The sequence below is a fragment of the Paenibacillus sp. MT86 genome (assembly GCF_058792535.1).
The window spans coordinates 6651527-6672170 of the sequence record NZ_CM179499.1 but is presented as its reverse complement, the minus strand read 5'-3'; the positions used below and the strand labels follow the sequence as shown (position 1 = coordinate 6672170).

Below are 20644 nucleotides of genomic sequence, written 5' to 3'. Positions count from 1 at the left end.
CCGGTCGATTCTTGACCGGGGGTTGGCTATTGTTTTTAAAGGGCAGGCAAGGCTATACAAACGGTCTTCCTAGTACCGTTATCACAAATGAAATATGGAGGTACAACATGTCGGAGAACAAGCTGGTAGAGGAAGAGCAAGCGGTAGTGGAGCAGGGCGTACATAATTTCAGCAGCGAGGACAAGTGGGTCAAGCCGGAGGATCCGTTGCTCCTGGAGCGCCTGGAATGGTTCAAGGACCAGAAGCTGGGCCTGATGATGCATTGGGGGCCGTATTCCCAGCTGGGCCTGGTCGAATCATGGGCGCTGAGCGATAAGGACGCGGACTGGTCGCGCGACGGCATTGATTGGGATATCGATGCGGAGGAGCTTAAGCGGCAGTATTTCGATCTGAACAAGACGTTCAACCCGCTTCGGTTTCAGCCTGATCTGTGGGCTGACCTGGCAGCGGAGAACGGCTTCAAATATTTGAATTTTACGACCAAGCATCATGACGGGTTCTGCATGTGGGATACGCATACGACCGACTACCGCGTCACGGGGCCGGACTGTCCGTTCCATACGCATAAATACGCCGATATTACGAAGGAGCTGTTTGATGCCTTCCGTGCCAAGGGGCTCGGCATTTCCGCCTATTTCTCCAAGGCCGATTGGCATACGCCGTACTACTGGGCGCCGGGAATGGAAGCGGGGAGCTTTACGTCTCGCGGACCCAGCTACGATCCGAAGAAATATCCGTGGCTGTGGGAACAGTTCGTTCAGTTTACCCATGAGCAGATCATGGAACTGATGACCCGTTACGGCCGCATTGATGTGCTGTGGCTCGATGCAGGCTGGGTGAACGATTACCGGGACCAGAATATCCGATTGGGCGAAGCGGTGGAGAAAGCGCGCAAAATCCAGCCTTGGCTCCTCTCGGCGGACCGGACGGTCGGCGGGCCTTACGAGAATCTGATCACGCCGGAGCAGACCCTCCCTGAACGTGCTCTTCACGTGCCTTGGGAAAGCTGCATCACGATGGGAACCTCCTTCTCTTTCCGTTACGAAGATCGTTACAAATCGGTTCGTCAGCTCATCCATCTGCTGGTCGAGATCGTGGCCAAAGGCGGCAATCTCGCGCTGAACATAGGCCCTCAGCCGGACGGAAGACTGTCCGAGACGGCCATTTCAAGAATGAAGGGCATGGGCGCGTGGCTGAAGGTCTACGGAGAGGCCATCTATGGAACGCGTGTCTGCGAGCCGTATTCCTCCGGCGCGGTCCAGTTTACCCAAAAAGACGATACGACCTATGCCATTTATCTGTATCGTAATGAGCAAGAAGCCGTCCCTGAGGAGCTGTTCATTCCGATTCAGACGGCGTTCGGCCGAGTTGATCTGGTCGGGGGTCAGGAGGCACTGGATTATCGCCGCACGGACGATGGTGTCGCGGTCCGTCTTCCGGATCAGGAGCGTCAGGGAACGGCGCCGATCGCGCATGTATTGCGGTTTCGGTAAGAGGCGGACTGCATAAACGATTTCTCTCACGTATAACGACTTCAAGAAGAGGTGTGGACAGATATGCAGAAATGGTTCGAAGAAGCCAAGCTGGGGATCTTCATTCACTACGGCATCTATGCCGTGGACGGGGTCTCGGAATCCTGGTCCTTCTATAACGGGAGGATCACGTACGACGAGTACATGAAGCAGCTGGACGGTTTTACGGCATCGAAATTCAATGCGGAGAAATGGGCGGACTTGATCGAGAAATCCGGCGCCCGTTATGCCGTGCTGACAACGAAGCACCATGACGGCGTGGCCCTGTGGGATACGCAGTACAGCGATCTCAACGTGGTCAAGCGGACGCCGGCCAATCGGGACATCGTGCGGGAGTATGCGGAAGCGATCAGGGAGAAGGGGATTCACCTGGGCATGTATTTCTCCCTGATCGACTGGTCGCATCCGGATTATCCGAGCGTGTTCGAAGGAGGCAGGGTGCCGGAGGATCTCAGCGGCGTCAACCCGCACACCAGTCCCGTGGACGGCGTTCAGGATCAGGAGAAGTGGCAGAAATTCCTGGAGTTCAACAACAATCAACTGCGGGAAATCCTGACGAATTACGGGAAGGTGGATCTGCTGTGGTTCGACGGCGATTGGGAACGCAGCGCCGAGCAGTGGAATCTGCCGGAGTTCAAGCATTATCTGCAATCCTTCAATCCGGATATCATCATCAACTCGCGGCTTCAGGGCCACGGCGATTATAAAACGCCGGAACAGGGTATTCCGATCACGAGACCGGAGGGACCGTGGGAATTCTGCACCACGATCAACACCTCATGGGGCTACGTACCGACAGACCATAAATACAAATCATTAAACCAGATCATTCGGATGTTCTGCGACTGCATCTCCATGGGCGGCAATATGCTCTTGGATATCGGTCCCCGCGAGGACGGCACCATCGATCCAAGGCAGGAGGACATTCTGCTTGGGCTGGGAGCTTGGATCCGAACTCATGAGGAGGCCGTATTCGGAACGGGCGAAGGCATTATGACCCGCTATTATCTGGGAGGAAGCACGATCTCCGAGGATCGAAAGACATTGTATTTATTTGTCTATGATGACCCGAAGGAGAATGTGTGCATCAAGGGACTGTGCAATCCGATCAAGAAAATTACCGTGCTGCATTCGGGCAAAGAGCTTGAACATGAAATCCATGGAGGCGTGCCTTGGTTCAACATCCCGGGGACGACGTGGATCAAAATGACGCCGGAAGATACGCATGAGCAGGTGACGGTCCTTAAGCTGGAGTTTGACGAAGAGCTGGAGATGTACGGCGGCTCGGGAGCCGTCGTCACCCATAACTAACCATATCACGGGGAGATAAACGCTTGATGAGGCGCTTAGCCTCCCTCACGAAGCGGAGAGAATGACATGAACAGAAGTGGAGTGCCGGAGCCGAGGATTGAGTATGCTCCCAAGCATTACATATGCAGGCGTGCGGGACAGCCGCTCGTGCTGGACGGCCGCGTGGATAAGGCATTCTGGGATGCGGCGGAATGGACCGACGATTTCGTTGATATCGAAGGGGATCTTCGCCCGAAGCCGGCCAAACAAACCCGGGTTAAAATGCTGTGGGATGACGACTATTTTTATTTTGCCGCCGAGCTGATCGAGGATCAGATTTGGGCGACCTTGACGGAACGCGATTCGGTTATTTTCTATGATAATGACTTTGAAATATTCATTGATCCGGACGGGGACAGCCATCAATATTACGAATTCGAGATCAATGCACTGAATACGGTATGGGACCTGCTGCTGGTGAAACCGTACCGGGATGGCGGGCCGCCGGTTAACGGCTGGGATATCAGCGGTCTCAAGACAGCGGTGTTTATCGATGGGGAGTTGAATCGGCCTGGCGCCGATAATCGGAAATGGAGCGTGGAGGTCGCGATTCCTTGGTCCAGTCTGAAGGAATGCGCCGAAGACGGCCGCCCGCCGTTGCCGGGCGAGTTCTGGCGCGTCAACTTCTCGCGCGTCGAATGGCAGACCGAAGTGCAAGACGGGGAGTATCGCAAGGTGATGAATCCGGAGACGGGCAAGCCTTTCCCGGAGGACAACTGGGTATGGTCGCCCATGGGCATCATCAATATGCATTACCCGGAGCTGTGGGGTTATGTCGTATTCGCCGACGGCGAGGAGGGGCATCAAGCGTTCACGCTTCCGGAAGACGAGCGGATCAAATGGGAGCTGCGCAGGCTCTATTACCGGCAGCGTAATCACTATGAAGCCCACGGTGAATTTGCGCGGGAAATGAAGGAGCTCATGGGCGAGGATTCGTGGAGCATCCAACCCGTGATTGAAACGACCCGCAGCCTGTTCCAGATGAGCGCGCCTTCTTCCGACGGCACGGCTCTGATCTGCATTCGGGAAGACGGAAAGCTATGGAGGGAGTGAGCGGAGGATGACCAGCCAAACCATGGTGTTCTCGCTGGATTCGCAAACGCTGGAGCGGATCGAGCAGAAGTTTCAGGAGAAAATCGTTTTTGCGGAGGCCCGCAAGGATCAGCTGTTTCACGTATTTGAGCAGGAACTGACGGAAGAAGAGACTTGGGCCTTGAAATATTTGTTTGCTTACATGCCGGTGAACGACTTGGCCGACTACGATGGTGCATTGTTCTTAAGCCATGTGCGCCAAGCCTTGGACATCCGTAAGCGCGTGCCTTGGGGCGAGCGTGTGCCGGATCATCTGTTCCTGCATTTTGTGCTTCCATATCGGGTCAATACGGAAAATATTGAGGATTTCCGCGGTATCCTTTACAACGAGCTGGCCGAACGGACCGTGCGGTTATCGATGGCAGACGCCATTCTGGAGACCAATTACTGGTGTCATGAGAAGGCCACCTACATCGGCAGCGATCTGCGGACGATTTCGCCGCTGACGATGATCCGGAATGCGCGCGGACGCTGCGGCGAGGAGTCTACGCTGGCGGTGGCCGCGCTGCGAAGCATCGGCATTCCCGCGCGTCAGGTGTATACGCCGCGCTGGGCCCATTGCGACAGCAATCATGCCTGGGTGGAAGCATGGGCGGACGGCCAGTGGTATTACATCGGGGCATGCGAACCGGAAGCCCGGTTGAACCAAGGGTGGTTCAGTCCGCCGGCGCGCAGGGCCATGCTGATCAATACGCGAATTTTTGCCGATTACCCGGGGCCGGAGGATATTACCCTGAATGAGAAGGGATTTACGGAAATCAATTTGATGGAGAACTATGCGCCGGCTCGCACCCTTGACGTGATCGTGAGGAACGAGCAGGGAGAGCCCGTATCCGGTGCAAGCGTCCGGTTTGAGCTGTACAATATGGCCGAATTTTATCCCATTGCCGAGATCAGGACGGATGAACGGGGAGTGGCCTCCTTTAAGACGGGTTATGGCGATCTCTTGATTCGAGCGGTCAGCGAAGGCAAGTGGAGCGAAATCTTATATAAGGCCCACGATAACGAACGTATTGAGCTTGTGCTTGCTTCATCCGAACAGCCGGCAGGAATCGTGGATTTCGATATGGTTCCTCCGCCCGAAGGAGAAGGAGATGCCGCGTCGGCGCTGCCGGAAGAGATGATCCGGGCTCATAATCGCCGTCTGGAGGAAGGGTCAAAGATCCGGACCGACTACGAGGGGACATTCCTGAGCGAGGAAAAGGCATTCGCGGTGGCCAAGACGCTAGGGCTGCCACCCGAACGGGTGTGGGACGTTCTGCAAAAGGCCAGGGGCAACAGCCGCGAAATCGCCGCTTTCCTGGAGGAGCGATCGGGCGAATATGGCGAGTGGCCGCTGCGGCTGCTGGAGTCGCTGAACGAAAAGGATTTGATTGATACCTTCCGGCAAACGCTGGATGATCATCTGATGGGCGCGGTCTCCCGGCGCGGATCGTGGGATGAGGATACTTTCGTGAAGTATATCCTGTGCCCGCGGGTCTCTTATGAAATGCTGGTTCCGTATCGACGCGTATTCGACCATGCCTTTACGGCCGTGGAGGCAGAAGCGTTCAGGGAAAATCCATCGAAGCTTGCCGGTCATTTGGAGCAAGGCTATGCGTATCATGAAGATCTTCCCAACTTGAAGGGCAAGGGGAATCCGGCCGGCACGTACAGCCTAATGAAGGGAGACCAGCAGTCGCTGGATATCCTGTTCGTGGCGGTATGCCGCAGTCTGGGAATTCCTGCCCGGCTGCATCCGAGCGAGCAGAAGCCGCAGTACCTAGGTGATGGCGGTTGGGAAGATGCCGTATTCCGTCTGGCTTCCCATCGGAACCAGGAGGGATCGAGCTGGGGGATGCTGCAGCTCCTCAGGGATACGGAGGTTTCGAAGGACGTGCCAGCCGCATCCTATGCCGAGAATTTTACCTTCGCCCGCTTGGAAGATGGCGTGTACAAGACGCTGGTATACCCTTATGGCATGACCGATGTTTACGATGGTCCGTATGAGGTGGAGCCGGGTTCTTACCGCTTGACTTCGGGCGTCCGGCTGAAGGACGGAACGGTAAGCGTGCGCTTCACGTACTTTACCGTGCGAGCGGATGATACCGTAGCGGTAGCGCTGACGTATCGGGAAACGGCGGTCGACATTCCCGTGCTGGGCAAGCTCGAGACGGGCGGCGTTTTGACCCGGCTGGATGGAGCCGGGGCCGTTCTGAAGGGGCTGTTGGGATCAGAGGGAGCCATCGCTGCCTGGATCGAACCGGAGCGGGAGCCGACCAAGCATCTGCTTCGCGAGCTGAGCGAGCTGGCTGAGCCGCTCGACAAGCTGGGATTGCCGATTGTGCTGGCAATCGGAGATGCCGAATGGACGGCTTCCTTTGATCCGGCCGGCTATCCCAAGCTGCCGGCTCGCACGGTATTCGTGCGGGATTCCGGTTATGCTTCCCTATCGGGCTTCATCCCGGATCCTGCCGCGCATGAAGCCGGTTACCCTCATTTGTTCGTCCTGGACGGCCAGGACCAGATCCGTTATGCGGCTTCGGGATACAAGATCGGCACCGGGAAAGAAGCGCTGCAAATTGCAGCCGCGATATCACAACCCTAGAATGGATCGGAGTGAAGTGTAATGACGAAGTACATTGCGGCGGGATACGCCGTCGATTCGGCTCTTCCCGACATGACGCATGAGGATTTGACGAAATTGACGCATCTGAACGTGGCCTTCGGCCATGTCAAGAACGATGAGATCACGACCGAGCATCTGAAGAATGGCGAGGTTGTCCGGAACATCAAACGGGATCACCCCGGTCTTACGGTGCTGCTGTCCGTTGGCGGCTGGAGTGCGGGCGGTTTCTCGGAAGCTGCCTCAACTGAAGGGGGAAGGGGCCGCATGGCCGCATCCGCCATACGGGTGCTGGAGGAATACCCTTTTGACGGGATCGATCTGGACTGGGAATATCCTTGCTACGGGGAGGCCGGCATAGCGTCAAGTCCGGACGATAAACGGAATTTTACCCTTCTGCTCAAGACGATCCGGGAGGCTCTTGATGCCAAGGGCTCGCAAGACGGGCGTCACTACCTGCTTACGATAGCTGCGGGGGCCGACCAGTACTATGTAGACGGCACGGAGATGGCGGAGGTGCAGAAGTATCTGGATTTTGTCCAGTTGATGACCTATGACATGCGCGGCGGGTTTCAGATCCTGACCGGACATCATACGAATCTGTACACGCCCACCGGCGATCTGTTCCGAATCAGCACGGATGCTTCCGTGAGCCTGTTCGTCCAAGCCGGCGTCCCGAAGGAGAAGATCGTCATCGGTGCCGCATTTTATTCGCGCGTATGGAATGAAGTGCCGGACCGGAACAACGGCCTTCACCAAATGGCCGGCAGCACGGGCGGTTATGGTCCGGCTTTCGCGGAGCTGGCTGCCGAGTACATCAACAAGAACGGCTACATCCGTTATTGGGATGAGGAGGCTTGTGCGCCGTATCTGTTTAACGGCTCCAGCCTGATTTCTTATGACGATGAGGAATCGATTCGGTGCAAATGCCAATACGTGAAGGAGCAAAGCTTGGCCGGGATCATGTTCTGGGAATACGGATGCGACCCGACCCGTCGCCTGCTGACGGCCATGCATCAAGGACTTCAGAGCATCCCGGCCGGGAAATAGAAGATGCCGGCGCGGCGGGACGGCTGGCTGATAGCGCCTTAAAACATACGAAAACCTCCCTTGGACCCTAGGGCCCGAAGGGAGGTTTTCATTTATCCGGCGAAACCGTTACCCGATGCACTCCTCGTCGTCATCGTCCGTGGAATCGGCGGCGTTGGGACTGTGCATTTTGCGGTATTGGCCCGGCGTGTAACCCGTCTCTTTCTTGAATTTCCGGATGAAGTTCGGTGTATCCAGGTAACCGACCCGCGTAATGATATCCTTTAACGGGTCGGATGTGTGGAGCAGCTGCCGGATGACCTCGTCCATCCGCTTCTGCCAGATGTACTGCGTAAAGTTCATGCCGATCTTCTCTTTGAAGGAGCGGCTGAAATACGACGAGGAGATGGAGAACTTGGACGAAATCGTGCCGAGACTCAGGTCATAATCCGTGAAATTGGCATCGATGTAAGCGACGATTTCGTCCATCAGGGAGCTTTCTTCCGTCTCGCTCTTCGCCTCGACATGGGCGCAGATTTCGGCGGCAAGGCCTGCCAGCTTCTTCTCCAAATCCTCCAGCGAGTCATAGGAAGTAACGCGCGGCAGCTGATTAACCACATGATGGATGCCCAGCTCTGAAGCCGTCTTCAGCATCGTGTTCAGGATATCAAAGCATATGCAGCGCAGGAGCGGTACGGACGGCATTTCCGCCTTCAGGTTATTCAATGCGGTGGATACCATCTGAACCGCCACGTCGTAGCTGCCCTGCTTCAAGCTTTGTACCAGTTTCAGCAGCACATCCTTAGGGACCCAGAAGGAGGAATCCTGCGCACCGGAGCCCGAAAGAGCGTTAAAGAAGGTGCTGCTCCCCTGTCCATGCAGCATGGATGCTTCCAGCGCGGTCGTTGCCTCGATGAAGGACTGATTCAGCTGTTCCGGATAGCTGTAGCGGTTGCCTACCCCGATCGCGGGAGAGACGCCCGTGTGCTCGGCCGCGATCGATTGCAGCGCCAGGGCGATGGGCTCCATGCGAGCGTTAAGGCTCGCTTCATGGCCGGTTTCCGCATCGAATCCGACGATGAGGGCCAGCTGATCGGGCTGCGGCAGCTCCACGCCATAAGCATAGGCGGAAAAAGCGGTCAGCTCCACATCGTTCATCAGCTGCATGACAGGCCGCCGTTCCGGATTGTCGCCGATGGGAAGGGCATGCGACTCCCAGCCCATGGTCACGACAAAATAGTGGGATCGGCTGAAGCGGATGCCCAGCTTCTCCGTATACTCGGCGGGAAATTCCCCGGTATGGCCGTGCTTCAGCAGCATGAGCAGTATATGATTTCGGGCATAGGGCTCTTGAAGGTCGACGCGCTGGCTGTAATCATGCAGCGTCTTTTTGATCCATTCCAGCTCGTTGCTGGGGGTGGATGGTTCGGGATCATTCTTCAAGCGAATGAACTCCATCAAATCCGAAATCGGATGGTATTGCCTGCGGGCCAGCAAGATCGCCAGAATGGTGCCCATCATCACCACGAAGGAGAATACCAGAACGATAAAAGTGCGAATATGCACGATGCGGCCGAAAAATTGGTTGCTTGGCATCGCGGTGACATATGTCCAGCCCGTGTCGGATTTGACGGATACAACCGAATGGGGCTCTTGGTTCAACGAAAGGCTGTGCGTTCCCGGCTCAAGCGAGAACAGCGCGTTGACCTCCTGCTCGGTAATGGTCTCGCCTTTGTAATTGGCAGCCAGCACTTGTCCGTAATTATCGAAAATATAAGTCATCCCATGATAATCGCTGAGGATGGAGTCGATCAATCCCGTCAGATTCGATTCGTGGATGAAATACATGACGGTGCCGTGAGCCGGCGTATTGTTGGGTGCGATCGGCACAAGGTATGCCAGCATGGAATTCTGGGTTTTGGTCCCTTGCACGACTTGTTCCGCCGGACGCATGGTCGGGATCTGGACGGAGTTTAAATCCCGGACCATCTCCGTTTCGTTCCAGCTGTTGAATTTGTAGCGGTCGGTAAAAACGTTCAGGTTCTCAAAGCCTTGGGACGAGTAAATGCTGTTATCTCCGCGGAAGAAGAGGAACAGTTCATCGATGATGGAACTGGTCGCTTTGTATTTGACCAAGGCCCCGATGGATTCCCGGCTGTAGTACGGATGGTGGGTCCAATAGCGGGTCAGCTGCTCGTCGTAGGCAATTCGAAACGCGATGTCCTGCAGTTCCTTCATGCGCTCGTCGATGACGGTTTTGGCCTGGGTCAGCTGATTGACGTTGGTCTGCTCGATCTCGGAACGAAGCGTATCCACGGCATTGTGGTAAATGATGATGGTTAATATAACAAGAGGTATCAGGAAAATGGATATGTAGGACAGTGTGTATTTAAGCAGAAGCTTGGACTTGAAGTGATTCCATTTCATATCTGCAACCTCCCGGTATTTTAAGATTATGGAATGATAAGTTTATAGCAGAGCTGAACCATTCGATAATCGCAAGAAAATCTCCTCTGGGCATAAGTCTATCATCTGCGAAGGTGCGTCGATAGACGTTTGATCTTTTCTATTGTCTGATAGCGCTATCATAAATAAGGGCAAGGCTGTAGCTTTCACGATTAGCCGCCGGATGTTCCTAATGAAAATACTAGGAGAACTTGACTAATAAATCAATGGATCATGATTAAAATTAATTGGAAACATGCAAAATTTCAAAATCGCGATGTAAATAACGAAGGTAATGGATGCTTATAGGCCGTTCGCCGGGCTTCTATGGAAGCGCATGTCATATCATTGCATACGTTGCTTGAAAAAACCGGAGCCGCTGCGGCTCCGGTTGATTTGGACTAGGCTGATCAGGCAGGTATTAAGGCTTGGCGACAAGCGTTGGAGCGACGCGATGCTTCGTTGCCTGCTCGTAGTCGTAGGCCATGCCGAGCAAGTCGGCTTCGCTCCACATTTTGCCGACAAAGGCGATGGAGAACGGAGAACCGCTCTTATAATATCCGGCCGGCACCGTGACGAGAGGAACGCCCGCGATGTTGATCTCGGGAACGGTAGTGTCGGCGATTTTGTCCTCGCTGTGAAGCAGCGGCGTTTCCTTATACATCTGAGGGAAGACGAGTGCATCCAGCTTGTGTTGATCCAGCACGTCGTTAAAAATATGGAGATACTTCGTTCGGATTTCCGTGAATTTTGAGAGATCAGGGACGGAGCCGGGATTTTTCAAGGCTTCCGGGTACCTGGCGAGCGCCAATGGGGTCTCGCCCGTCTTCTCGATCAGTTCATCCACCGACTGAATGGCGGCATTCGGACCCAGGCGCTTCAGATACTGCTCCATATCGTACACGATCGATTCAATGCCGATGGAGCCTGCCGATTTGGCGAATTCGGCGAATTCCGTATCGGCGAACGGATCGGTAACCACGATGGCTCCCTGGCTCTCCAGTTCCTTCACGGCCCGGTCATATAGTTTCTGGGTCTCCGCCGTCAGCTCTTCGCCAAGCCACCCCGGGCCATAGAGACCGATGCGTTTGTTCTTGAGGGCCAACGGATTCAGCTTGGAGGTGTAGCCTTTCTTGGGAATGTTACCGATCGATGCAACGGTCTTGGCATCCTCGGCCGTGTAGCCTGCGATGACGTCCAGCATGACGGCGGCGTCGTGAACCGTGCGGGCATGCGGGCCGACAACGTCTCTGGTGCTTCCGGCGAGAGGCACGACCCCGGCATTCGGCACCAATCCGAAGGTTGGTTTGATGCCGACCAGCGCTTGGGCCGCCGCCGGATTCTGGATCGATCCGCCGGTTTCTTCGGCAATGCCGAGCACGGCAAAGTTGCCCGATATGGACATCGCCGTGCCGGAGCTGCTGGCGCCCGGGACCAGCTTCCGGTCGATGGCGTTATAGGTGTCGCCGGCCCAGCTGGAGCTGGCACGCGTACCGTCGGAGCTGAATGCCGGGATATTGGTCTTGCCCAGGATAATGGCGCCGGCCGCCTTCAAGCGGGCAACGACGGGGGCGTCCTTCTCCGGAATCAGCTCGATTCCGCCGAGCTCTTTGCTGAGCGGGGCCCAGCCGAAGGTGGACGGGAAGCCGGCGACGTCGACGGCTTCCTTGATGACAATCGGCACACCTGCAAGGGGGCCGAGCTTCTCGCCGGCCGCCCGGCGCCGGTCAACCTCGCGGGCTTCCTGAAGCGCGCCCGCATTCATCATGGTGAACGCATTGTAATTGGATTCATAGATGCCGATCCGGTCGAGGTAGGCCTTCACAACCTCTTCGGTTTTGAACGTTCCCTCCGCGTAACCCTTCTCAAGCTCCTTCAATGTAATTTCCTCATAGGGAAACCGTTCAGCTGCCGCAGCGGTTATGCTGTTCATGGCCAACCCAAGCAGGAGTGCCATGGACAACACGCGTTTGAATATCTTGGTTTGTTTTTTCATCATTCATCATTTCCCCATTCGTCGTTTTTTCGCATCTCCCATGCGATCTTAGAGACTATCAAGGAACTGAACTGCAATAATGTAAGTATTGATAACATAAATATGACAATCTCTAAGTGATTTAGAACATTTCACCTCCTGATTCATAACATTTTAATGACAAAATGGTGTTGGATTCTTTGTTAATTAGTAAAGTTAATGGTTTTTTTTGAAAGTGTCAATCATTTTATGAGATTTCGATAAAAAATAATGTAAGATAATCTTACACAAAATAGAACCCGTGTTCACGACAACCTGCTTGCTTAGGCTGTCTGGTTACGGGTTCTTGAAGGTTCCGTCCAACTTCGGGGGAAACGGACGTGGAATTAGGTTGCGCTGCCCTCCGCTTGAGCGAGCTGCAGCTGCTTGCGATAGATGAATCTGGAGATCGAAACGCTGATTTCGTACAGCAGGAACAGCGGGACGATCACGATCAGATCGGACATGATATCCGGCGGCGTAATGGTCACGGCCACGATGCAGAGCAGGAAGTAGGCTGATTTGCGCATCTTGGCCAGCCGGTGCGGATTCACGATGCCGAGCTTCGTCAGAAAAACGACGATGGCGGGCATTTCGAACAGAAATCCGAACGGTACGGTCATATGAATCATGAACGTAAAGTATTTTTGCGCGGTATACATCGTTTGGAAGGCCCCTTCGGCCATGCGCTGCATGAACTGCAGCACCATCGGGAACAGCACGAAGTATCCGAAGCAGATGCCGGTAATGAATAACACGCTGATGACGGGAATGAGCAGCATGGCGGAGCGGTGGGTTCCGTCCGGCAGCGCCGGCTGCACGAACCGCCATATTTGGTAAGCGGCAATGGGAAGCGTGACGGTGACGGCCACCACGCCCGCAATGATCATATACACCCACATCACTTCGGAGGGACCGAGCAGAACGAGCTGCTCGTCCATCCCGCGTACCAGCCAGTGATAGATCTTCTCGACGTAGATGAAGGCGGCCACCATCGCGACCAGAAACGCAATCAGCGTGCGGATCAGGCGCTTCCGCATTTCCTCCAGGTGCTCGATCGCGCTTTGGTCGTTCGGATTAGCTGTGCTGCTTATTGACCGCTGCAGCAGTCTGCGGAGCATCGTCTTTTTTCCCATTCTCGTCGTCTCCGTTCATCAAGCCGCGGGTTGCGCCCTTAAATTCGCTTAAGGTTCGCCCGAAAGCGCGACCGAGCTCGGGAAGCTTGGAGGGACCGAATATGATGAGTGCGATAATCAAAATAAGAATTAAACCACCGATTCCAATGTTGCCAAACGGCATGATCCTCGCTCCTTTCGATTGGTATTATTCCAGTTTGAAGCCGCTAATCGCCACGACCGCGCAGCGCGCCATCTTTTCGCCGGAGCGGTGAGGCCATGTACTGGTTGGTTTGCTGAGGTCTTCCGTATTTTCGCCCGGGTGTTGAACGGACAGGAAGAGCGTCTGCTCGTCAGGAGTGAAGAAAGGGCCTGTCAGCTCGGACTCTACCGGCCCGGAAGCGAATTGCAGCGCTACTCCTTGTTCCGGCCCGCTTGTTGGGATCACGAACAGTCCGTTGTTCATAAAGGATTTATGAACGCCTTTGTTCTGGCTGCTGCTGGAGATGTCCGTCACGACCCACAGGTCGCCGTTCGAGTCGAACGCCAGGTTGTCCGGCGAGCTGAATCCGGATTGGCGTCCGCCGGCAGCAAAGATCTCAAAGTCGAACTCCATGGCGGCCAGATCGTTGCCTGCTTCAAAGATACGCGTGATATGACCATGGATGTTGCCGTGATTGTCGTTGTTCGTATGGCAGACAAACACGGTGTTATCGAACGGCGAGATCTCGATGTCTTCCGGACGGTCCGTCGGCGTTCCGCCGACAAGGCGCGCAGCTTCCTGGCAGTAAGTCACAACGTCCCCTTGGGACTTGAATTTGGCCTGGAGCTCTTTATCTTCTGCAGTGGCCTTGGCTACGGCTTCAAGGGTGACCGGCTGCCACTTACCCGATTTGAGGTTGGCAACGTACAGGGTTCCGTCTTCAAGAAGCGCAGAGTTGGCGCGTCCTTTGCTCTTTTCGTATTTGTGCTTGCTGATGAATTTATAGACGCAGGCATCCTTCTTGTCGTCGCCCATATAGACAACGACCCGGCCGTCTGCGGCAAGGCCCATGGCGGTGTTTTCATGATTGAATCTGCCGAGGGCGGTATGCTTTTTCAAGAAGGATTTATCGAACGGGTCCACCTCGACGACCCAGCCGTAGTGCGTATCCGGCAGGTTCGAGACTGCCGCCGTGTCTTCGAAATTCTCTTCGCAGGACAAAACCGTGTTCCACAGCGTTACGCCGCCGGAGCAGTTGGCAAACGTGCCGGTCGCCGTCGTGGCGCCCTTCAGGGCAGGGATCCCCTTGGCCGGGCCGGTGATGTCGAATTTGCTGAAGCCGTTGATGCGGCGGGCATGGGTGGAGGTGGTGTCCATTTTCCATACGCCCTTCTCGTCGCGGTATACCTCAATGACCGACATGCCTTGGTAATACAGGTTTTTATGGATTTGATCCGCCGTCATTTTCCCGTCCTTCACAGGTCCGATCGAGAAGATGGTGGAATACTCATGATTGTTGACCAGGAGGCCACGGACATTGGAGCCCTTGAGCGGGAAAAATGCGTTGTAATCGCAGCCGGAGCCGAATTTTTCGCCAGCCGGATTGATTACGTCGTCGAATGCCGCAATGACATCATATTTAAAATTTTTAGGCAGGACGAGCTGGTCTGCTTTGGTTGGTTCGATTGGCTCGAAGTAGCCGCTGACCCGATTCGTTTTGAATCCGAACAGATGATTTGCGGTTCCGGACATGGCAGAGGCCTTTCCTTCCAATACGCCTAAGCCAGCGGAAGCGGCTGCCAATGCGGTTGCGCCCGTACCCAGATAAGACAGAAACGTTTTGCGATCCATCGTTTTATTCAAGCTTATCCACCCCTAATGTATAAATTGCCATCAGGACAAGTTTATAGGGGAAATGTTATGGGAATATCATCGGTGAATGGTGGAAATGTAAAAATAAAGTAATCTAGGGGGCTATCGCCGCCCCCGAACATTTTTGGACTTGCGGGATTTGGGGATGGTGCCGGGAGGAGTCTTGCGGATCCAGCGGATGAAGGACTGCAAGGCCGGATCCTGTTGCAGTGCCGCCAAGGTCGTTAAGCCTTGATCGACGAGCTGTTTATTGGTATAGAGATGATGGATTTGCTTGTGGCATGGAATGCACAACAGGGCGGTGGGAAGGCGAGCGCCGCCATACTCCCGGGGAGTCAGATGGTGAACGGTGGTTTCCACTCCGGTCCTGCCGCAGCAAGCGCACCGATTCTCTGTATCGTCCAGAGGAGCACCTCCTTCATGGTTGCGGGATCGAAGCTAAATCCGCTTTATTGGTTTGCCTCAAATGGGGGGGCGTTTATACCGCTGACGCATCTGATCAGCCATAATGCGGATATCCTCGGCCCCAGGCATCGTAAACCTGGAAGCCGCTTCGGCCAAATCCTTGCCTGCCTGCCATCCTCGAATGACCCCTTTAACGGCTGCCGTAAATTGACGCACCGCGTCGAAGCCGATGCCGATGTCGGTCAGTTCCTCGAGGCTCGCGGTGCTGTCAGCTTCTACTAGAGGATAATGCTTGGGATCGGCTCCCTCAGCTGCGATATCATAGAAGGAACGAACCAGCCGGGCGCGTTCGCTGCCCGAACCTTCGGCAATGATAAAAGCCTGGATAATGAAGGCTTTCCGCTGCCGCCGCTGGGCAATGCCGCAAAATTTGAGGCCGCCGATGCTGAGATCAAACGTACCGGGGCAGAAGGCGCCGGCGATTTCGCCGGTATCGACGTTTCGGCCCGTGCCGCGGAGGGCTTCCCGGATCAGCTCCACCATAATTTCAAAGTCCTGATGGAAATCAGGTGCCGGTCCGGCTGAGGAAAACGGAAGGATGAGGGAGAGGTTCACCACGCCTGCGTCCAAGGGTACCGCGGCACCGCCCGAATGGCGAACGGCGGTGTCATAGCCGAGGTAACGAAGGTGGGCCTCCCCTTGCAGCGCCTCGGGCAGGCGGCTGTCGCGCACGCCCATGACAAAGGCTCGCGGATGCCGCCACAGATGGCAGATGGCAGGCCCGCCCTCTCCGGTCAGCCTGCATAAAAGCTCGTCCAGCGCAAAATGATACAGCACGTCCTGATGCGCTAAATTATCGGTCCGGTCAAGCAGCAGGACGGGTTGGTCTTCTGGTAGTATCAGCGGCGGAATGTTCACGCTTGTTGCGCCTCCTTAATAGGGATAGGGTAAAGTAAAGCCCGATCAAATCTTGTTCCATGAACAGCATACCATAAATTCATGATCTTCCTGATATCGCAAGAAAAACTTCATCTAACTGCGGTCTGTTATCTGTGAATGTACGTCGATCAACGTTTTTGTTTAGATATCAGAGAGTATAAACTTCGAAGCATGATCTTCCTGATATCGCAAGAAAAACTTCCTTTAAATGCGGTCTGTCATCTGTGAATGTACGTCGATCAACGTTTTTGTTTAGATATCAGAGCGTATAAACTTCAAAAGCATGTTCTTCCTGATATCGCAAGAAAAACTTCATCTAACCGCGGTCTGTCCTCTGCGAATGTACGTCGATCAACGTTTTTGTTTAGATATCAGAGAGTATAAACTTCGAAGCATGATCTTCCTGATATCGCAAGAAAAACTTCATCTAACCGCGGTCTGTCCTCTGCGAATGTACGTCGATCGACGTTTTTGTTATAATCCGAGTAAGCTTATTGTCTTTGTGAGTCATATGGTTTGATTGGAGAATGACTTCACTTCATATATAAAAGGAGAAGATCAACATCATGGAGATCTATAATAGTGTGGTTGATATGATCGGCCAGACGCCAATGGTGAAACTTCGGCGGCTAGTGCCAGAAGGATCAGCCGACGTCTATGTAAAGCTTGAGAGATTCAATCCTTCCGGCAGCGTGAAGGACCGCGCGGCCTACAATCTAATTCATACCGCGGAGGAGCAAGGCCTGCTCCAACCGGGCGGCACCATTATCGAGCCGACGAGCGGGAATACCGGCATCGGCTTGGCGATGATTGCAGCCGCCAAGGGCTATCGGGCCATCTTGATTATGCCGGACAACATGTCCAAGGAACGGATTAATATCTTGAAGGCCTACGGTGCGGAGGTCGTGCTGACACCGAGCAGCGAACGCATGCCGGGCTCGATTGCCAAGGCGCTCGTGCTTAGGGAGCAGATTCCGGGCAGCTTCATTCCGCAGCAGTTCGAGAATGCGGCCAACCCGGACATTCACAGGGTGACGACAGCACCGGAAATAATGGAACAGATGGAAGGGCGGCTGGACGCCTTCGTGGCGACGGCGGGAACGGGCGGCACCGTAACCGGAACCGGGGAAGAGCTGAGGAAGTCTTTGCCGAACCTCCATATCGCGGTGGTCGAGCCGCAGGGCTCGCCCGTGCTCTCCGGCGGACAGCCGGGACCGCACAAGCTCGTGGGCACAAGCCCGGGCTTCGTACCAAAGATCCTGAATACAAGCGTATATGACGAGATTATCCAGATCGCCGACGAGGATGCATTGCAGACCGTTCGGAATTTGGCCCGCAAGGAAGGAATACTGGTAGGCCCATCCTCCGGCGCATCGGTATTCGCGGCCCTTCGCGTAGCGAAGCGGCTGGGGGAAGGGAAGCGGGTTGTCTGCATTGCCCCGGATACGGGAGAGCGGTATCTCAGCATGGATATTTTCTAAGCGGGAAGGACCTCCGGTTAACCGGAGGTCCTTTCTTGGTGTTCTATGGAGGGCATCCGCTGTTTAAGCTCCTGCATGAGTTGTTCAGGGCTCCTCACGACGACCACTTTGCCGGGATAATCCGCAAGCGTGTCCTGGATCTGATATCTGCCCTCCCGCTGATAGGAGGCGCTCCAATCGAACATTTTTTTGAGCATGTCCCAAGTAGGGGTATAGTGCGCTTGTTCAAGTCGCAGTCGTTGCTTGATGAACCTTGTGATGATCCGGTAGGTTATTGTGGAGTAGGACGGGTTCAGAAAAACGATGAGATCCGCATGGCGGAAGCTGGGGCTGACCCATTTCAGATGAGCGCCCTCGATGATCCAGCCATTCGTGTTCACGATGCTTAGCAATAGCGCGTCCCGATCCGCCTCACTCCTCCTGATATCGTCCGGCTGGGCCCGCTCCCATACGACATTGTCGAGCTCGTAATAAGGGAGATTAAACTGGGCGGACAGCTTCCGGGCAAGCGTTGTCTTGCCGCTGCCGACGGAGCCGATAATATGGATCCGGTTCGGGATCTTAGTGTCCATAAGAGATCACCGCATTCATGAGAAATGGTAGTTAATCATTTCGGTACCGGAGCGGGGATGTCCTTGTTTCGTTAGTCGTAAAATTATAGTGCCTCCTGCGGCGAATCGCAAATCTGCTTGAAGAAGGCCGTGATTTGCTCGGCAATCCAGGAGGGTTGTTCCGCGGCAATGAAATGCCCGCCCGCATTCAGGTCCTTCCAGTGGATCACATTCGGAAATATCCGCTCCACGAATGTCCGGGGCGGACGCTCATTCCGCTGAGCGGTTAAGGTGACTCCGTGCGGTACAGGCGAAAACTCTTCGGGCCCCGGCCACCTCGTATGCTTGCCTTCATAATAATAACGGTTCGAGGCATTGATGCTCTGGGTCAGCCAGTAAATGGAGACGTTGGCCATGAGCTGCTCCTTGCTGAAATGCTGCAAGACGTTATCATCCTCGGGAGAGGTCCAGTAGTGCCATTTTTCCAGAATGAACGCGGCCAGCGCTACGGGCGAATCATGCAAACCATAGGCCGCGGTCTGCGGACGTGTGCCCAGGATATGGGCGTAAGCGCCCTCCTCGCGTTCCCATTGCTTCTGATATTCGAGGAACGCGGTCTCCTCGTCGGACAGCGTGGAAGACGAATCCGCATAGGGACTTGGGTTCCCAGGCGAGGTGGTATGATAGCCGATGAACCGGTCGGGATGGTCAAGACACATAAGTCCGAGGATGCTGGCACCGATATCGTAGCCATGTGCGCCGAATCGTTCATAACCAAGCCCTGTCATTAATTTCATGAGCAGTTCCCCGGCCTGACGGTCCTCAAAGCCCGGACGCAGAGGAATGCCGGAGAACCCATGGCCCGGGATAGACGGTATGACAACGTCAAAGGAAATTTCCGCATGACCGCCGAATTGCCCAGGATTCATAAGATATGGGATAAGTTCCAGCATTTCATAGAAGGAGCTCGGCCAACCATGAGCAATGAGGAGCGGGACGGAGTGTTCGCCGCTGCCTTTGATATGTATAAAGTGAATATCGATTCCATCGATTTGGGCGATATAATTCGGATAAGCCTGAATGGAGCGCCGGAAGGCTCCCCAATCGAATTCATGCCTCCAGTAGGCGACCATGTCCTTCATGAAATCAAGGGGGATGCCATAATTCCAATTTCCGCCGGGGATTTCGTCAGGCCACCGGGTCATGTCCAGGCGCCGATATAAATCGTCGATGGCAGCGGACTCGATTTGAAAAGAAAACGGTTGGATATTCATTCGCTTCACCTCTTAGGAAGAATGGGAGTCTGGTATACTGATACCAGCAGACTTGCAGCAGAATAGATAAAAATGGAGCAGGGGTGCTTTCTTTTAATGTGATGACCATTAAAATATTATAAATGGTTAGCTAACCGATAAATACACTTTACTGGTTTGTTATAGGGAAATCAATAGGAGGTTTGTTTGTTGTGGGAAATGAATTTGAGCAGCTCGAAATCATCGCCGATTTTATCAACACCCATGATAAACGGATGCGGTATGAGGGGGACCCGGGTTTGGAGCTGCTTTCTACCGCGGACGATCTGCGTACATGGCTGTTAAAAAACGGCTTTATTCTGAAACGGGACACCATATCCGAAGAGGATCTGGCTTTGGCCCGCGATCTGCGTGGCGGCTTAAGGGCAGCCATTCCGAATAATATACATGACCATAAGGAAGCCGGCTTTCAAGCGTTAAACCGTGCAGCCGGCCGATTCCGGTTCGCCTATCGCTTCAGTGAAGCCTCTGACGCCATTGAGCCAGTGGATGCACAAGGAAGAGGGGGCTTGGCCCGGCTGCTGATTCTGGTATTCCGGCTTCGTGAGAACAACGTGTGGAACAGATTGAGAGTGTGCACAGCCGCGGATTGCCAGTGGGTATTCGTTGACCGCTCCAGGCCGGGAACGGGCAAGTGGTGCTCAATGAAGGCCTGCGGCAATCGGGCAAAAAATAAGACGTATCGGGAGCGGGCGAAGTCCATGGGATGAACTGCCTGCCATAGGAACGGGCTTGGATAAGGATCATCGCCCCTCCATCGACCAATCAAGCGTTTGTCTTGATCGGTCTTTTTTTCGTGGAGCCGAACGTTTTCAACAGGAATACACGGTCCAATAACGAAATGGTTGTTACTTATTATTTTTTTTATTGAAAAATGTGAAGCGTTTGTCGATTAGGGGAAACTCTATTCGTTGGTTA

Annotated in this window: 16 protein-coding genes; 7 read left to right on the top strand and 9 right to left on the bottom strand. The window is 54.5% G+C overall.

All coding sequences use genetic code 11. The features are described 5' to 3' along the window. The first annotated feature begins 107 nt into the window (after positions 1-107). From AC3RCL_RS30405 to AC3RCL_RS30385, 5 genes are all read left to right on the top strand, one after another. Entirely contained in the window at positions 108-1493 is a 1386-nt protein-coding gene (locus tag AC3RCL_RS30405) for an alpha-L-fucosidase (protein ID WP_096775762.1), read from the top strand. Between the two features lie 63 nt (positions 1494-1556). Next, positions 1557-2843 carry an alpha-L-fucosidase gene (locus AC3RCL_RS30400; RefSeq protein WP_015737869.1) on the top strand — a complete coding sequence of 429 codons (1287 nt, stop codon included), beginning with the start codon at positions 1557-1559 and terminating at the stop codon, positions 2841-2843. A gap of 66 nt (positions 2844-2909) precedes the next feature. Further along, complete coding sequence (locus AC3RCL_RS30395; RefSeq protein WP_452518873.1) at positions 2910-3935, top strand: carbohydrate-binding family 9-like protein; 1026 nt, start codon at positions 2910-2912, stop codon at positions 3933-3935. Positions 3936-3942: 7 nt separating this feature from the next. Further along, positions 3943-6561, top strand: a complete 2619-nt coding sequence (locus tag AC3RCL_RS30390; protein WP_492533680.1) for a transglutaminase domain-containing protein — start codon at positions 3943-3945, stop codon at positions 6559-6561. Positions 6562-6582: 21 nt separating this feature from the next. After that, complete coding sequence (locus tag AC3RCL_RS30385) at positions 6583-7629, top strand: glycoside hydrolase family 18 protein (RefSeq protein WP_492533678.1); 1047 nt, start codon at positions 6583-6585, stop codon at positions 7627-7629. Positions 7630-7737: 108 nt separating this feature from the next. Here the strand turns inward: AC3RCL_RS30385 and AC3RCL_RS30380 are convergent, their stop codons facing one another. The 7 genes from AC3RCL_RS30380 to AC3RCL_RS30350 all read right to left on the bottom strand — a co-directional run bounded on the left by AC3RCL_RS30380 (position 7738) and on the right by AC3RCL_RS30350 (position 16360). Next, positions 7738-10035, bottom strand: coding sequence for a helix-turn-helix domain-containing protein (locus tag AC3RCL_RS30380; RefSeq protein WP_375121536.1), 2298 nt, complete (start codon positions 10033-10035; stop codon positions 7738-7740). 439 nt (positions 10036-10474) lie between these two features. Then, positions 10475-12052: an amidase gene (locus AC3RCL_RS30375; RefSeq protein WP_492533675.1), complete on the bottom strand. Its 1578-nt coding sequence runs from the start codon at positions 12050-12052 to the stop codon at positions 10475-10477. 362 nt (positions 12053-12414) lie between these two features. Continuing rightward, the gene (tatC, locus tag AC3RCL_RS30370; protein WP_192572731.1) at positions 12415-13188 is read right to left on the bottom strand and encodes a twin-arginine translocase subunit TatC; all 774 of its coding nucleotides are present in this window, start codon (positions 13186-13188) and stop codon (positions 12415-12417) included. Continuing rightward, positions 13145-13366, bottom strand: a complete 222-nt coding sequence (tatA, locus tag AC3RCL_RS30365; protein ID WP_096775768.1) for a twin-arginine translocase TatA/TatE family subunit — start codon at positions 13364-13366, stop codon at positions 13145-13147. The genes tatC and tatA overlap by 44 nt, the downstream gene beginning before the upstream one ends. Positions 13367-13390: 24 nt before the next feature. After that, positions 13391-15016 (bottom strand): PhoX family protein, encoded by a 1626-nt coding sequence (locus AC3RCL_RS30360; protein ID WP_492536499.1) that lies wholly within the window; start codon positions 15014-15016, stop codon positions 13391-13393. Between the two features lie 123 nt (positions 15017-15139). Continuing rightward, a complete protein-coding gene (locus AC3RCL_RS30355) occupies positions 15140-15397 on the bottom strand; it encodes an HNH endonuclease (protein ID WP_492533673.1) in 258 nt (85 codons plus the stop codon). A 102-nt stretch (positions 15398-15499) separates the two neighbouring features. Further along, entirely contained in the window at positions 15500-16360 is an 861-nt protein-coding gene (locus AC3RCL_RS30350) for a lipoate--protein ligase family protein (protein WP_492533671.1), read from the bottom strand. A 587-nt stretch (positions 16361-16947) separates the two neighbouring features. Here AC3RCL_RS30350 and cysK point away from each other — a divergent pair. Continuing rightward, on the top strand, positions 16948-17862 hold the full coding sequence (gene cysK / locus AC3RCL_RS30345) for a cysteine synthase A (RefSeq protein WP_096775771.1): 915 nt from the start codon (positions 16948-16950) through the stop codon (positions 17860-17862). Positions 17863-17879: 17 nt separating this feature from the next. Here the strand turns inward: cysK and AC3RCL_RS30340 are convergent, their stop codons facing one another. Then, the gene (locus AC3RCL_RS30340) at positions 17880-18434 is read right to left on the bottom strand and encodes a P-loop NTPase family protein (protein WP_492533669.1); all 555 of its coding nucleotides are present in this window, start codon (positions 18432-18434) and stop codon (positions 17880-17882) included. An 83-nt stretch (positions 18435-18517) separates the two neighbouring features. Further along, positions 18518-19687 carry an epoxide hydrolase family protein gene (locus AC3RCL_RS30335; protein WP_492533667.1) on the bottom strand — a complete coding sequence of 390 codons (1170 nt, stop codon included), beginning with the start codon at positions 19685-19687 and terminating at the stop codon, positions 18518-18520. Positions 19688-19878: 191 nt separating this feature from the next. Here AC3RCL_RS30335 and AC3RCL_RS30330 point away from each other — a divergent pair, with 191 nt between their 5' ends. Beyond that, a complete protein-coding gene (locus AC3RCL_RS30330) occupies positions 19879-20436 on the top strand; it encodes a CGNR zinc finger domain-containing protein (protein WP_015737855.1) in 558 nt (185 codons plus the stop codon). Positions 20437-20644 lie beyond the last annotated feature (208 nt).